Origin of the sequence: Haloarcula amylovorans (assembly GCF_004681185.1) — an archaeon.
Lineage (GTDB): Archaea > Halobacteriota > Halobacteria > Halobacteriales > Haloarculaceae > Haloarcula > Haloarcula amylovorans.
The window spans coordinates 257,254-270,973 of the sequence record NZ_SRIF01000001.1 but is presented as its reverse complement, the minus strand read 5'-3'; the positions used below and the strand labels follow the sequence as shown (position 1 = coordinate 270,973).

General features: G+C 66.0%; 15 protein-coding genes. 10 read left to right on the top strand and 5 right to left on the bottom strand.

Features of this window, described 5'->3' with window-relative positions:
* Positions 1 to 163 precede the first annotated feature (163 nt).
* The 3 genes from E4S61_RS01335 to E4S61_RS01325 are packed head-to-tail and all read left to right on the top strand — an operon-like array spanning position 164 to position 2,012.
* Positions 164 to 439 (top strand): MarR family transcriptional regulator, encoded by a 276-nt coding sequence (locus tag E4S61_RS01335; protein WP_135302106.1) that lies wholly within the window; start codon positions 164 to 166, stop codon positions 437 to 439.
* Between the two features lie 52 nt (positions 440 to 491).
* Positions 492 to 1,274 (top strand): MBL fold metallo-hydrolase, encoded by a 783-nt coding sequence (locus tag E4S61_RS01330; protein ID WP_135302105.1) that lies wholly within the window; start codon positions 492 to 494, stop codon positions 1,272 to 1,274.
* Positions 1,275 to 1,307: 33 nt separating this feature from the next.
* Entirely contained in the window at positions 1,308 to 2,012 is a 705-nt protein-coding gene (locus tag E4S61_RS01325) for a YkgJ family cysteine cluster protein (protein WP_135302104.1), read from the top strand.
* An 81-nt stretch (positions 2,013 to 2,093) separates the two neighbouring features.
* On the opposite strand, the gene E4S61_RS01320 is transcribed toward E4S61_RS01325, so the two are convergent.
* Positions 2,094 to 2,498, bottom strand: coding sequence for a TRAM domain-containing protein (locus tag E4S61_RS01320; RefSeq protein WP_135302103.1), 405 nt, complete (start codon positions 2,496 to 2,498; stop codon positions 2,094 to 2,096).
* A gap of 236 nt (positions 2,499 to 2,734) precedes the next feature.
* Here E4S61_RS01320 and E4S61_RS01315 point away from each other — a divergent pair, with 236 nt between their 5' ends.
* The gene (locus E4S61_RS01315; protein ID WP_135302102.1) at positions 2,735 to 2,977 is read left to right on the top strand and encodes a DUF7123 family protein; all 243 of its coding nucleotides are present in this window, start codon (positions 2,735 to 2,737) and stop codon (positions 2,975 to 2,977) included.
* A 74-nt stretch (positions 2,978 to 3,051) separates the two neighbouring features.
* On the opposite strand, the gene E4S61_RS01310 is transcribed toward E4S61_RS01315, so the two are convergent.
* The 4 genes from E4S61_RS01310 to E4S61_RS01295 all read right to left on the bottom strand — a co-directional run bounded on the left by E4S61_RS01310 (position 3,052) and on the right by E4S61_RS01295 (position 5,965).
* Positions 3,052 to 3,657 (bottom strand): winged helix-turn-helix transcriptional regulator, encoded by a 606-nt coding sequence (locus E4S61_RS01310; RefSeq protein WP_135302101.1) that lies wholly within the window; start codon positions 3,655 to 3,657, stop codon positions 3,052 to 3,054.
* A 38-nt stretch (positions 3,658 to 3,695) separates the two neighbouring features.
* Positions 3,696 to 4,883: an SPFH domain-containing protein gene (locus E4S61_RS01305; RefSeq protein WP_135302100.1), complete on the bottom strand. Its 1,188-nt coding sequence runs from the start codon at positions 4,881 to 4,883 to the stop codon at positions 3,696 to 3,698.
* Between the two features lie 79 nt (positions 4,884 to 4,962).
* A complete protein-coding gene (locus E4S61_RS01300) occupies positions 4,963 to 5,577 on the bottom strand; it encodes an NfeD family protein (RefSeq protein ID WP_135302099.1) in 615 nt (204 codons plus the stop codon).
* Positions 5,578 to 5,602: 25 nt separating this feature from the next.
* Positions 5,603 to 5,965, bottom strand: coding sequence for a DUF7312 domain-containing protein (locus E4S61_RS01295; protein ID WP_135302098.1), 363 nt, complete (start codon positions 5,963 to 5,965; stop codon positions 5,603 to 5,605).
* Between the two features lie 166 nt (positions 5,966 to 6,131).
* On the opposite strand from E4S61_RS01295, the gene E4S61_RS01290 reads away from it, so the two are divergent.
* Genes E4S61_RS01290 through E4S61_RS01265 form a run of 6 tightly spaced genes read left to right on the top strand, consistent with a single transcriptional unit; the run spans position 6,132 to position 13,671 of the window.
* Positions 6,132 to 7,925: a vWA domain-containing protein gene (locus E4S61_RS01290; protein ID WP_135302097.1), complete on the top strand. Its 1,794-nt coding sequence runs from the start codon at positions 6,132 to 6,134 to the stop codon at positions 7,923 to 7,925.
* Positions 7,922 to 10,288, top strand: a complete 2,367-nt coding sequence (locus E4S61_RS01285) for a VWA domain-containing protein (protein WP_135302096.1) — start codon at positions 7,922 to 7,924, stop codon at positions 10,286 to 10,288. The genes E4S61_RS01290 and E4S61_RS01285 overlap by 4 nt, the downstream gene beginning before the upstream one ends.
* Entirely contained in the window at positions 10,285 to 10,947 is a 663-nt protein-coding gene (locus tag E4S61_RS01280) for a chromosome partitioning protein (protein WP_135302095.1), read from the top strand. Before E4S61_RS01285 ends, E4S61_RS01280 begins: the two co-directional genes overlap by 4 nt.
* Before the next feature lie 2 nt (positions 10,948 to 10,949).
* Positions 10,950 to 11,870, top strand: a complete 921-nt coding sequence (locus E4S61_RS01275) for a DUF7502 family protein (protein ID WP_135302094.1) — start codon at positions 10,950 to 10,952, stop codon at positions 11,868 to 11,870.
* Positions 11,867 to 12,808, top strand: coding sequence for an AAA family ATPase (locus E4S61_RS01270; protein WP_135302093.1), 942 nt, complete (start codon positions 11,867 to 11,869; stop codon positions 12,806 to 12,808). Before E4S61_RS01275 ends, E4S61_RS01270 begins: the two co-directional genes overlap by 4 nt.
* Positions 12,805 to 13,671: a DUF58 domain-containing protein gene (locus E4S61_RS01265; protein ID WP_135302092.1), complete on the top strand. Its 867-nt coding sequence runs from the start codon at positions 12,805 to 12,807 to the stop codon at positions 13,669 to 13,671. Before E4S61_RS01270 ends, E4S61_RS01265 begins: the two co-directional genes overlap by 4 nt.
* Positions 13,672 to 13,720 lie beyond the last annotated feature (49 nt).

Here is a 13,720-nt window from a genome sequence, read left to right as displayed (position 1 = left end):
GGGCCGAAACACCCATCACTCGCCTCCGACACGTGAAGAGGCTGCGAGGGAACAGGGTGGGGGTCGAGCGAATATAAGGTGTATTTATACACACTAGAGTATCGATGTTGTTTGGTCACACATATAGCCAAGATTTACCAATAGGTTTGGACCATCGTCCAGTATGAGCACGACTACGACCGAAGATGTGACCCTCACGCCCTTCTCGGAGAACGAAGAGTTCCGCGAACGCCTGCGTGAACTCCCGCCGAGTGCGAAGCTCGTCGCGAAGGTACTGGAAGACGATGCGCCTCTCTCGCAGGGCCAGCTCGCGGAGTCCTCGCTCCTGCCCGACCGGACCGTCCGCTATGCGCTGAATAGGCTGGAGGAATCGGAACTCGTCGAATCCCGGTACAGTTTCACCGACGCGCGCAAGCAGGTCTACTTCCTCAGCGCCTGAACGCGGCGACGGCTCGCCGGAGTTTTCACCGTTCGACTCAACGTGTGTGACGATGCCGTGGACACGGGTGGACCTCGAAGTGGCGACGCGCGCTCCGACCGGGCGAACGGCCGCCTACCTCGGTGACGGACCCGATGCGCTCCTGATAGACCCCGCGACCCGAACCGACGCGTTGGACGCCACGGTCGCCGACGCCTCGGTCGGTCATATCGCCGTCACGCACCATCACCCCGACCACGTCGGGGCGGTGACGCACTACGCCCACGAGACGGACGCGACGGTCTGGGCGCGGCGCGGTCGTACGGCCAGCTTCGAGGCAGCCGCCGGCGTCGCGCCCGACCGGACCTTCGCCGGGGGAACGACGATTCCGGCGGGAGACGGCGTCACCGTCCTCGACTTGCCCGGCCACGCGCCCGAACACGTCGGCTTCGAGACGGCCGCGGGCGTCGTCAGCGGCGATACGGCCGTCGCCGAGGGGAGCGTCGTCGTCGGCGCGCCCGAGGGCGACATGCGAGCGTACCTGACTTCGCTCCGCCGCCTCCACGCGCGGGACCCGCCTCGACTCTACCCCGGCCACGGACCGACCATCGCGGACACGCGCACGACGTGTGCGCGGCTCCTCGACCACCGCCTCGACCGTGAGCGACGGGTCCGCACGGCCGTCGCCGACGGGGCGTCGATGCTCGACGAGATACTCGACGCCGCCTACGAGAAGGACCTGACCGGCGTCCGCGACCTCGCGCGGGCGACGGTCGTGGCGCATCTGGAGAAACTGGCCGTCGAGGGCGCGCTACACTGGGAGGGCGAGCGAGCGACCCCGGCGGACGACGACTGACGACTTTTTCAGCGTCGACGCCGAGGAGTAGCTATGGACTCGCTCGAATCCGAACTCGAACGCGCCCGCGACCTCGACGTGTCAGCGCTGGCCGACGCCGTCGAGACCATCGGATTCGAGTGCACCCGCTGTGGAGCCTGCTGTAAGGCCGGCGAGACGGCGTGTGGCGAGGAGGACGGCGACGACCGCGAATCCGACGCCGCCGACGCCGAACCACACACCGCGACGGTGTTTCCCGACGAGATACGCGAACTGCAGAGCGCAGGCGACTACGACTTCCGCGACGTGGCCCGGCCGATGCCCTACGGTATCGAGGAGACGCCCGAGGGCCCACAGGGCGAGACCTTCGAATGGGCGCTCCAGACCGACGACTGCGGCGACTGCACCTTCTACGCCGAGGACGACGGCATCGGAGCCTGTACGGTCCACGAGGATCGCCCGCTCATCTGTCGGACCTACCCGTTCAGCGTCGCGCTGGGTGGGACCAGCCAACCGATGGGCGAGGCGGTGGACGAAGCGGGGATGGTCCGCGCCCACGAGTGCGAGGGGCTCGGACGGAACATCTCGCGGGCGGACGCCGAGGAACTGGCCGCGGCGCTCAAGGAGCGAGCGGTGCGCGAACTCGAAGAGGCCATCGGCGTCCGCGAGAACTACCGACCGACGGAGCGCGACGGCGTCGTCGTCCACGACTCGGAAGGACAGAAACGCCCCGACGGCACGCCGATAGACCGAGAGTGAGCGATACGGACTGTTGTAGCTGTGTCCGGTAGTCGCTGACCCCCTGACAGCGAAATACCGAGCTGAACTACAACAGCCGTATCAGTCCTCTTCGTCGATAATCTCGCCAACGGCGAAGTTCGATTTGACTTCCGTGACCTCAATCTTGACGCGTTCGCCAATGTCCGCGCCCGGGACGATGATGACGTAGCCCCGCTCGACGCGGGCGATGCCGTCGCCCTGCTTGCCGATGTCTTCGATCTCGACGTATCGCGTCTCGCCCGGTTCGACCGGCGGCTGCGGCTGATCCGGCGGCGTCTCCGCCTCACCGCGGTCCCCGTGGTCTTCGCTTTCGGCGTCCGCAGAGATGAGCGCGACCCGATACGTCCCCCCAGCCTCGATGGCTCCGGTGTCGACTTCGCGGCGCGGTATTTCGACGGTGTATCGCTCCCCGTCGTCGCTAACGGTAGCACTGAACAGACACAGCAGTTCGTCCGAGATTTCCAATGTGGTAGACCTCCGTTCGCCGTAATGTCCGCCAACTACTAAAGAACTGCTGGAGGGTGAGATAGCCCTCGTAGCGACCACGTGCCCGTGTTTCCTCCCCGTACCAATCGGCGTCGCAGACGGCCGGTAGCCGCCGTGGAAATCGGATAGGGCGAGTGAAATCGCACGACGGCGAGCCGTTAACCGACTGTACCAAACCCAATAAGAGACTCTCTGTGTAAGTGAGTTGTACAGCAATGAGCGCGACAGCACAGGCGACCGACAGCCCACTCTCGGAGAAACAGCGTCGCATCCTGGACTACCTTGAAGCCAACGCCGGAGAGCAGACGTACTTCAAATCGCGGCTTATCGGCGAGGAGCTCGGTCTCTCCGCGAAGGAAGTGGGGACGAACATGACCGCGATCGCCAACGGCGACCACGAACTCGACGTCGAGAAGTGGGGATACTCCTCCTCAACGACGTGGATGGTCGAGGCCTGAGTCGAGACGGTTGCACCACGGCTGCCAGCGTTTCACACATCGCTTCTCTCGTTTCCGCTCGGTCCGAGTTGTGACTACGGATCGTAGCGAAACAGCGAATCCGCTTCGCTCGCCAGTGCGGCAGCGTCGTCGCCGAAGGAGTCGGCATAGCGCACGATGAGCGTCAGAATCGTCTCCGGTTCGGTAATCGCGTAGCTTCCCTCTCTCGTGAGCAGTCCCGCCGCTTCGAGATCACCTGCGTAGTTGCTGATCGTCGGCCGCGAAACGTCGAGTACACTCGCCAGTTCTGAAGCGGTAATCGAGGGGTCTCGCAGCAGCGCAACGAGCATCCCGCGCGCCGTTGCCCGGCGGAGATACCCCAGCGTGACCTGTTCGAACTCCGAGAACTGTCCGGCCGGGAAGTACCGGCGGTAGTCGCCGTCTTTGCGCGAGGCGACGATGTTCTCCTTCTCTAGCCGGTGGAGGTGGTGCTGAGCCTCGCCGGTGCCCAGTTGCAGGTCGTCGCGAAGTTTCGAGAAGTGTGCGCCCGGATGGGCGGAGACGTAGCCCGCGATGGCGTCGGGAGCGTCGCTGTCGCTCCCATCGTCAGTAAAGCGGGCGAGGGGACTGGCAGCGCCGAGGGCGGCGAAGCGACGCAGCGTCGCACGCTTGTCCTCGTCGACGCTGCCGTCCCGTGTCATGTCTCAGTTGAAGTGATAATGCTACAAAACGTCTTCGGCTACGCTTGTTGGTCCGTATCGTCGATGCCGTCGGTGTCGTCCGGTCCGCCGGCGACATCGGTTTTCGTCGTTTCGCCCTCGAGATCGGCGTCCATCTGTTCGATGACCTCGTCGGCGCTGTCGACGCCCGAGTCCTCGCCGTGTTTTATCTTTTGGGCCTCTTCTTCCATCGCTTCGACGTCGACTTCGGCCTCTTCGTCGATCTGGCCGAGAATCTCCTCGATGTCGTCTAAGCCGAGCATCTCCCGGGTCTCGGCGTCGAAGTCCAGGGCATCGAGGACGTGACCGTTCTGCTTGACGTCGCTGCCAGAGAGATGCTTGCCGTAGCGGCCCACGAGCGACGTGAGTTCCTGCGGGAGGACGAACGTCGTCGATTCGGATTTGCCCATCTCGCCCAGCGTCTCCATCCCCTTGTCGATGACGGCGCGTTCGCCCATCGACTCGGCGGACTTGGCACGGAGAACCGTCGAGATGGCGTCACCCTGCGCTTCGAGGATCTGACTCTGCTTTTCACCCTGTGCGCGGATGATGTTGGACTGTTTGTCACCTTCGGCCGTCTCGATGGCAGAGCGCCGTTCACCCTGCGCTTCCAGAATCATGGCACGGCGTTTCCGCTCTGCGGAGGTCTGTTGCTCCATAGCCTGCTGGACGTCCTTCGAGGGGTTGACCTCGCGGACCTCCACCGATTCGACGCGGACGCCCCACTCGTCGGTGGGTTCGTCCAGTTCCTTCCGGATGCGGGCGTTGATCTCCTGTCGTTTGTTCAGCGTGTCGTCGAGTTCCATGTCGCCCAGGACGGCACGGAGGGTGGTCTGGGCGAGGTTGGAGACGGCGCGCTCGTAGTTGTCGACTTCGAGGAAGGCCTTCTTCGGGTCCATCACCTTGATGTAGACGACGGCGTCGGCGGTGACCGGCGAGTTGTCGCGCGTGATGGCTTCCTGTCGTGGCACGTCGAGCGTCTGTGTCCGCATGTCGAAGCGGGTCACGTCCGAGACGAAGGGGTAGATGAAGTGAATCCCCTGATCGAGGATGCCCCGGTACGTCCCGAGGACGGTGTACGCGCCCTTCTGGTACGGGCGGATGATCACGACGCTGGAGTACACCAGCGCGATGGCTAACAGGAGGAAAATCACCGTGACGAAGCCGATGATTCCCCCGATTTGCAGCGGTAGTAACGCGGGGAACATAACGATTGGAACTCAGGAGCGACGAAAGAAAAGCCTTTGGCGTGTCTGTCACACACTGACGAATCGCACGCCGTCTTCTTCAGGCGCGCTCGGACTCAGTGTCGGGTTCGCGTGTGTCGGGTTCGCGCTCGTCGGCAGTCGACCGGTCGCGTTCGAGCGCCCGGTCGATATCGTCGCCCGCACTCCCGACGGGTTCGACTTTGATGACGTTGCCGCCGCCGGGGTCGACGACTAGCACCTCGGTCCCCTCCTCGATGTCGCCGTCGATAGAACGGGCCTGATAGTAGGGGTTGAAGCCGCCGTCCTCCAGTTTCACTTCGCCTGAGCTACGGGTGACTCGCTCGGTGACGGTACCGAACTGTCCCTGTAGCGAACTCGAACTCAGCGTCTGTCCGCGACTGCCGCCAGCGAAATCGAGCTGGCGATACCCCCACAGCGTCACAGCCGTCGTCAGCAAGACGACCACCGTGAGGATTATCGGCGCGAGAAGCCCGAGGCTTGCCGGAATGAACAGTCCCACCAGGCCGGCTGTCAGCAGCGCGATGCCGAGAACGAAAAAGTGCGTCCCCGGCGCGAACGCTTCGGCGGCGATGAGCCCGGCACCGGCCAGAAACAACAGCAGGGAGAGCGACATACTGAACAGTGGGTCGACCTGTGCGGGCGCGAGAGCGAGGGCGACCGGGGGAAACGCCATGTCTCGGTGTAGGGGGGCCGCAGGATTAAGTGTCGGGGTCCGTTCGGGTGAAGAGACCGTAACAGAGCGCCGTTCCGATGGCGACCGTCGCCGTAATCGCGGCGAGGGTCGCGGGCGCGTAGATGACGCTCCCGGCGAACATCTGTCCCAGGGCGAGAATAGCGACGTACACTCCCAGCCCGACAAATACCGCGTTCTCCGCGCCCGGCGTCCCTGGTTTTACGTCTCCCTCCGGTGAGAAGGACCCGGCAACCGCTCCCTCCTCTCCCCCCTCGGGTTCATCCTCCTCGACGCGGATGACGTCGGCTTCCGTGGCGTACTCGTACGTCTCGACGAAATCGTCGCTCTCCTCGGTGGCCGAACCGTCATCTCGCCCGTCGGCTGGCATATTCCTCGCTACGTGGGCGGGCTACAAAAGTGACCGGCGACACACTTGTGATTTGTTGACAAGCCTTTCGATCACCCGACCGCGGCCCCGCCGGTCCCACTTTTGGTCTCGAAAGAACGAAAAACCAACATAAGAGAGATAATCTTGGTGGGAGTTGAGTGAATCGATGGCCCTCCCCGACGTATTTCTCAGCCCTCTCGGCCTCGCCGCCCTCCTCGCGGCGGTCCCCATCATCGTCCTGTATCTCATTCGCCCCGACCCGGAACGGCTGGAGTTGCCGACCTTTCGGTTTCTGGCGAGCGAACAGCGCCAACAGGCCACGAGTCCGCTGTTAGAACGGCTCTCGCGGAGCGTTCTCCTCCTCGTGCAACTGGTCGTCATCCTCCTCCTCGCGGTCGGTCTGGCGTCGCCGTACGTCCCCGTCTCCGAGCGTGCGACCGTCGAAGAGACAGTGCTCGTCGTGGATACGAGCGCCAGCATGGCGACGGCCGACGGGTCGGGGACCCGATTCGACCGGGCGGTCGCGGCCGCCCGTGAGGAGGTGACCGGGACCACGTCCGTCGTCACCACGTCCGGCGGCGGACAGGTCGTCCTCCAGCGCGGCCCGCCCAGCGAGGTCGAGTCGACACTGGACGGGTTGACGGTGACGGACAGCCCCGGCGATCTCCGGTCGGCCATCTCGCAGGCGACCGCGCTCGCTGGCGAGAACGCCCGTATCGTCGTGTTGAGTGACTTCGCTGGCGACGCGTGGGCCGACACTGTCACGACCGCCCGCGGACGCGGCCTCAGCGTCGACCTCCGGCAGTTCGAGGGCGGCGGCCGATCGAACGTTGGTATCGTCGAACGGCGGTTCTCCGGGTCGGAGGTGACCGTCTCGGTGAAGAACTACGGTGACGAACCCGTGACGCGAACGGTCTCACTCGGCGAGGAGAGCGCACAGGTCGACCTCGGTGCGGGCGACGTCGCGACCGTCACACTACCGGTCCCCGCCGGACGGAGCCGGGTCCGTCTCTCGCCCGGTGACGACTTCCCCGTAGACGACAGCGTCGCCGTCGCGGCCCCCGAGGACCCGACCGTGGACGTGCTGGTGTTGACCAACGACCGCAACCGCTACCTGACGACGGCGCTCTCGGTGGTCGACCAGGTGGACCTCACCGTCGACAGTCCGCCGACGACTGTCGAGGACGGATACGACGTCATCATCTACAGCAATGTCGACCCCGGCTCGCTACTGGCCGGGAACGTCGAGGCGGGCCGCGACGTCATCGCCGACGGCGGCGGCGTCGCCATCCAGGCACAGCCTGAGATGCCACAGAAGTACGGGGACCTGCTGTTGCTCGCCCCGGAAGACGTTCGGGCCGGGTCGACAATCGGCCAGACGAGGCAGACGACTCTCACGCGCGGTATCGATTTCCAACCACCTGACGAGTACGTCGGCGGCTCGCTCAAGGACGGCCAGGCGCTGGTCGAACTCGCCGACGGGACGCCACTCATCGCAACCGCCGACCGCAACGGCGGCCAACTCATGTACTACGGCTACATCGAAGACCGGTCGAGTTTCAAGTACAACTACCAGTACCCCGTGTTCTGGAAACGCACCGTCTTCTCGCTGGCCGACCGAGCGCCGCTTCCGGCGCTGAACTACGAGACCGGCGAGCGAGCGCAGTTCGACGGCGACAGCGTCGACGGCCCCGACGGCACCGTCGCCGGGCCGAGCGTGACTCTCCAGCGGGCGGGGTTCTACACGAGCGGCGAGCACACGGTGAGCGCCTCGCTGCTCGACGAACGAGAATCGGACGTCGCCGTCGAAACGCTCGAAACCCGCGAGGGCGCCGCCGGGAACCTCACACGAGAGGAGCGCCGGACCGTGCCGAAACCGCTCACCGAGTACGCCGCCATCGGGGCGCTGGTGGTGGCGCTCGCCGAGATCGGCTACCTCGGCCGGCGGGGTGACCTCTGATGGTGTCGTACACCCTCGCCGACGGCCTGCGGGTCGGCGTCGAGCACCTCTGGCCGCTGGCGGTCCTCCCGGTCGCCGTCGCCCTCCTGGCGTACGTCGTCGTCTGGGGCGACTACGGCTCGCGGTCGGCCTCGGCACGGAGCCGCCGACTGTTGTTCGGGAGTCGCGTGCTCGTGGTCGTCCTCCTCGTCGTCGCCGCGATGGGGCCATACACTGTCCAGACCCGAGAGACGGCGGGCGAGCCGAGCGTGACGCTACTGGCCGACGAATCGGCGAGCATGGCCGTCTACCCTAATACGACCGACTCGCTCGTCAGCGATGTCGAGGCCGAGGGGGTGCCGGTGACGAAGGCGACCGTCGGCAGCGGGAACGACTCCCGACTCGGCGACGGCATCGCCGCGAACCTCCAGGAGAACGGAACCGTAGTCGTGCTCTCGGACGGGCAAGTGACCGACGGGCGGTCGCTCTCGGCGGCGGCCGAGGAGGCTCGCGCGCTGAACGCGACGGTCAGTAGCGTGGGCATCTCGCCGACGGAGACGGAACGCGCCGTCAGCATCGCTGGCCCGCAGACGATCAGCGCCGGCCTGCCGACCGAGTTCACCGTCTCGCTCGGGGCCGTCGAGCAGTCCGCGCCCGCGACGGTGACGGTGAGCGTCGACGGCGAGACGGTCGCCACCGAGTCGGTCGCGGCGGGCGAGTCGTTCACCGTCAGTCAGTCCTTCAACGAAACCGGGACACACCGGATGACTGCCCGCGTCGAGGGCGAGGACGTCTACGACGTCAACGACGTGTACTACCGGAGCGTCCGCGTCGTCGAGAAGCCTGACCTGCTCTACGTCTCGGGCGGCGACTATCCGCTCGGTGACTATCTCTCCGATCTCTACGACGTGACCGAAGCCGAGACGGTCCCCGGCGACCTCGACAACTACTCGGCAGTCGTCGTCCAGGACCGGCCGGCAAACCGACTCGGCAACGTCAGCGCGCTCCAGGAACACGTCATCGACGGCGGCGGCCTGGTGACGGTCGGCGGCGACAACGCCTACGACAACGGCGGCTACGAGGAGTCGCCAGTGGCCTCTATGCTGCCGGTCAGAGTCGGCAACGCCACCGGTGGGACAGCGAACATCGTCCTCGCCATCGACGTCTCCGGCAGTTCGAAGGAGGGACTGGGTGTCCAGAAAGCAGTCGCACTCGACGTCTTAGAGCAACTGAGCGACGAGAACAAGGTCGGCGTCGTCGCGTTCAACTACCGCGCCTTCCGCGTGGCGGAACTCCAGCAACTCGGCGGCAACCGCGAGGCCATCGCCGACCGCATCCGCCGACTGCAAAGTGGCGGTGCGACTGACATCGCCGTCGGCCTGCAGGGGGCCGACGAACTCTTAGGCGACGAGGAGGGGACAATCATCCTGCTGAGCGACGGGAACGACTACCTCGGCCCGCCTTCGGCCGTCGCCAACCAACTCGGCCGCGAGGGGACTCGCATCATCGGCGTCGGTGCCGCAAAGCGGGTCAACGAGCCGAAGATGAAGCGCATCGCCAGCGAGTCCGGTGGGTCGTACTTCTCAGCGAGCGAGACCAACCGCCTTCGGCTGCTGTTCGGTGGAAGCTCCAGGCGGTACGAAGGGCAGAATCTCACGATCGTCACGCCGGATACGTTCATCACCTCCGGCGTCACGCTGACCGCCAACCCCGGGCAGGCCAACCGCGTGGCGGTCAAGTCCGGCGCGGACTTCCAGATCGCCACCGCCGACGGCGAACCGGCCATCGCCTCGTGGCGCTTCGGCCTCGGCCGCGTCGTCTCCATCACCGCCTACGACGACGACGGAACGCTCGGTGACCTGCTCCGAAAGCCCGATTCGCTGGCCGTGACGAAGTCGGTCAACTATGCCGTTGGCGACCCGGCTCGGACCTCCACGGGCGTCACGGCCGTCAGTGACGCCCGTGTCGGCCGCGAGGCGACACTCACCTACCGCGGCGAGAATCGGCCGTCGTCCGAGGACGTCACCGTCCGGCAGGTGAGCGAGAACATCTACGAGGGAACGTTCACGCCTCAAGAAGTCGGCTACCACGACGTCCTCGGCACCGAGTACGCCGCGAACTACCCCCCCGAGTACGGCGCGTTCGGCCGCTCACAGCAGCTCGAATCGGTCGTCGAAGCGACCGGCGGCCAGACCTTCGCTCCCGACGACGGGGCGGCCATCGCCCGCCTCGCCCGACAGCAGTCGACGCGGGTCCGAACCGTCCGCGATTCGTGGGGGTGGCTCACGCTGCTCGCCGCGTTGCTCGTGTTCCTCGCGGAGGTCGTCGGCCGGCGCGTCCAGGTGTATCGCGGCCGCACCACGCTGGAGAGTGGTCTCCCATGAGCGCCATCGGCCGACGGCTGAACCTCGGGTTGCTCGTGCTCATCGTCCTCTCCATCGCCGGGACGGCTGGCGCGACGGTGTTTTACCAGGACGCGACCAGCGACCTGCAGGCACAGAACGACCGACTGCAGGAGAAGAACTCGGCGCTCCAGTCCGAACTGGAGACGACGCGGTCCAACTTACAGGAGAACCGGACGCAACTCCAGGAACTGCGCAACACGCTCAACACGCGAACGCAGGACGTCGATCAGGTGGCGAGCGAACTCGACCGGACGGGCAAGCAATTGAACGCGACCGAATCGCAACTCGCCGAGACGCGGGCCGAACTGCGCGAACGAGAACAGCAGGTCGACGAACTCCAGTCGACGAACCGCGAACTGGACGAGGAGATCAGCAATCTCCGCGAAGAGCGGGACCAACTCGAAGCGGAGGTCGCCGACCTCGAAAGCGACGTCGAGACGCTCCGTAGCGAACGGAATCAGCTACAGAACGATGTCGAGGACCTCCAAGCCCAGATCGAGACGCTCGAAGCGGACGTCACCGAACTCGAACAGCGGGTCGAGACGCTGGAATCGGAGAACGCCGAGATGGAGAGCGACCTCGAAACGCTCTGTAGCCAGGAAGAGAACGCCGAGAAGCCGGCTTGTGAGGGGTATTAACCGTGTCTGAGAACACTAACACTGAGACGCAGTCGGCAACCGGCGCGTCGCGCGAGCGGATGAAGCGCGCGCTCCGCGAGGTCCGCCGGGAGGGTTGGAAGGCTGCAATCGTCTACGCTATCGTGGACGCGACGCTGCTGTTCCTCGTCGTCAATCTGGCGCTCTCGGTGCTCTCTCCGCCCGGGCTTCCCAGTCAAGTCGCAGTTCCGTCGGCCGTCCTCGACCCGGTCGGCGACGCGCTGGGTCGGTCGCTGACCGCCGCGACGCTGCCGGTCGCGGCGCTTATCGGCGTCGTCGTCGGCGCGGTCGCGTTCGTCGTCGAGGTGTGGCTCCGGGTCCGCCAGCCGCTAATCGAGCGCTTCGAAGCGGCCAATCCACCGGTCGCCGAGGCGCTGCGGACCGCCCGCGACGCCGTCGCCGCCGACGCCAACTCGCGGATGGCCGCCCGCCTCTACGAGGACGTCCTCGACCGGCTCCAGGAGAGTTCCGGGGTTGCCCTCGTCGACCTCCGTCGGGTGGCCGGCACCGTCGTCGTCGTCGTGCTGTTGAGCATCGCGACGCTGCAGGTGGCGGCCGTCGACCTGGCGCTGCTGGGCGGCGGCCCCGAGGACCCGGCGGCCAGCGGTCCCGCCAACCAGTCGCGGAACTACACTGGACTGGAAGACGCCGATGCCGTCCTCGGCGACAGCGAGAACGTCTCGGCCGGCGACGACAACCTGACCGCGCAGGTCGACTCGACGGGCGGCGACGAAGCGGTCGAACAGAGCGAGCAGTTCCCGTCGTCGGGGCCGAGTGGCGGCGGCGACGGCAGCGGTATCGACAGCCAGCAGGCTGGGTTCGCCGGTTCAGAGGAGATCGAGGACGCGGCGCTCATCCGCGAGTACAACCTCCGCATCCGCGAGGAGAAAGAGGACGACCAATGACAGAGTACGACATCGACGACCTTCAGGAGAAGATCAGTATCGCCCGCGACCAGATAGGGAAGCGCATCGTCGGCCAGTCCGACGTGCTCGAACAACTGCTCGTCTGCATCCTCGCGGACGGCAACGCCCTGCTGGAGTCGAATCCTGGCCTCGGGAAGACCACGATGGTCCGCACCGTCGCCGAGGTGACAGACCTCCAGTTCTCACGCATCCAGAACACGCCCGACCTGATGCCATCGGACATCACCGGCACCGAGATCATCCGCGAGAGCGAGACCGGTCGGGACTTCGTCTTCGAGAAGGGGCCGGTGTTCGCCAACGTCGTGCTGGCCGACGAGATCAACCGCGCGACGCCGAAGACTCAGGCAGCGCTGCTCGAAGCGATGCAGGAGAAGCAGGTGACCGCCGCGGGCGAGACCTACCAGTTGCCGAGCCCCTTCTTCATCCTCGCCACGCAGAACCCCATCGACCAGTCGGGGACCTACACGCTACCGGAGGCCCAGACCGACCGCTTCATGATGAAGCTGCTCGTCGAGTATCCCGACTTCGACGAGGAGAGCCGTATCGTCGACATGTTCACTAGCGGCGCGAAACAGGTCCCCGTCGAACGCGTTCTCGCGCGCGAGGAGATTCGGGCGGCACAGGAGTTCGTCCGCGAGGTCCCCATCGCCGACGACATCCGCGACCGCGTCGTCCGGCTGGTCCAGCGGACCCGCGATGCCGACGAGATCGACTACGGCGCGAGCCCGCGGGCGAGCATGGCGCTCGTCCTCGCCTCGAAGGCTCGCGCCTTCCTGCGGGGCCGCTCGCACGTCGCGAGCGAGGACATCGAGGCGCTGGCCGCGCCCGTCCTCCGCCACCGCATCGTCTTGGATTTCCGGGCCGAACGCGAGGGCCGCACCACGGACGACGCCGTCGCTGACCTCCTCGCGGAATGACCATCGAGCCGGACTTCCTCGACGAGCTCGCCCGGTTCGACGCGGCGCTGAACCGCGAATCGACCGCGCTCCGGCAGGGCGACCAGCGCTCGCCCCGCATCGGTGAGGGGCTGACCTTCAGCGACTACCGCCGGTACTCGCCGGGCGACGACACGCGGCTCATCGACTGGAAACTGTTCGCTCGCACGGAGGAGTACTTCATCAAGCAGTTCGAGGCCGAGCGGAGCCTCACCGTCCACGTCCTCGTCGACGCCAGCGCGTCGATGGACTTCGGCGACGGTGATACCCACAAGTTCGAGGCCGCCGCCAGACTCGGTCTGGGCGTCGCCTACCTCACCGCCGAGGAGAACAACCAGTTCCAGTTCGGGACGTTCCGCGAGCGAGCGGACCGGCTGGACGCCGCCCGGTCGAACCGCGGTGAGCTGTTCGCGCTCATCGACCAGCTCAACGAGATGTCGCCCGACGGCGAAGCCGACTTCGAGAGTGCGCTGGCCGACTACGCCGGACAGATCGGCTCGCGGTCGCTGGTGGTGCTGTTGAGTGACTGCCTGACCGACCCCGAAGAGATCGCGACCGGCGTCGCCGCCCTCGCCCGCAAGGACGTCGACGTGTTGCTGGTGCAGGTGGTCGCTCCCGACGAACTCGACCCGCCAGCGGTCGGCGATGCGCTCTTTGCCGACCCCGAGTCCGAGGAGACCCGACGGTCGTACTTCAGCGGATCGCTCGCCGAGAGCTATCGAGAGCGTCTCGACGCCCACGTCGACACCGTCTCGAACCGCGTGACCGAACTCGGCGCTGACCACGTCGTCGTCGACACCGGGACGGAGTTCTTCGACGCCTTCGCTAGCGTCTGGTTGCAGTAAGACCGCGGCGGGGACGGTCCGCTCGGTCCGGCGCGCCGTCGTAAATATT

Coding starts and splice junctions, on each gene's coding strand:
- E4S61_RS01335 (WP_135302106.1), top strand. CDS start 164: ATGAGCACGACTACGACCGAAGATGTGACCCTCACGCCCTTCTCGGAG.
- E4S61_RS01330 (WP_135302105.1), top strand. CDS start 492: ATGCCGTGGACACGGGTGGACCTCGAAGTGGCGACGCGCGCTCCGACC.
- E4S61_RS01325 (WP_135302104.1), top strand. CDS start 1,308: ATGGACTCGCTCGAATCCGAACTCGAACGCGCCCGCGACCTCGACGTG.
- E4S61_RS01315 (WP_135302102.1), top strand. CDS start 2,735: ATGAGCGCGACAGCACAGGCGACCGACAGCCCACTCTCGGAGAAACAG.
- E4S61_RS01310 (WP_135302101.1), bottom strand. CDS start 3,657: ATGACACGGGACGGCAGCGTCGACGAGGACAAGCGTGCGACGCTGCGT.
- E4S61_RS01305 (WP_135302100.1), bottom strand. CDS start 4,883: ATGTTCCCCGCGTTACTACCGCTGCAAATCGGGGGAATCATCGGCTTC.
- E4S61_RS01300 (WP_135302099.1), bottom strand. CDS start 5,577: ATGGCGTTTCCCCCGGTCGCCCTCGCTCTCGCGCCCGCACAGGTCGAC.
- E4S61_RS01295 (WP_135302098.1), bottom strand. CDS start 5,965: ATGCCAGCCGACGGGCGAGATGACGGTTCGGCCACCGAGGAGAGCGAC.
- E4S61_RS01290 (WP_135302097.1), top strand. CDS start 6,132: ATGGCCCTCCCCGACGTATTTCTCAGCCCTCTCGGCCTCGCCGCCCTC.
- E4S61_RS01280 (WP_135302095.1), top strand. CDS start 10,285: ATGAGCGCCATCGGCCGACGGCTGAACCTCGGGTTGCTCGTGCTCATC.
- E4S61_RS01270 (WP_135302093.1), top strand. CDS start 11,867: ATGACAGAGTACGACATCGACGACCTTCAGGAGAAGATCAGTATCGCC.
- E4S61_RS01265 (WP_135302092.1), top strand. CDS start 12,805: ATGACCATCGAGCCGGACTTCCTCGACGAGCTCGCCCGGTTCGACGCG.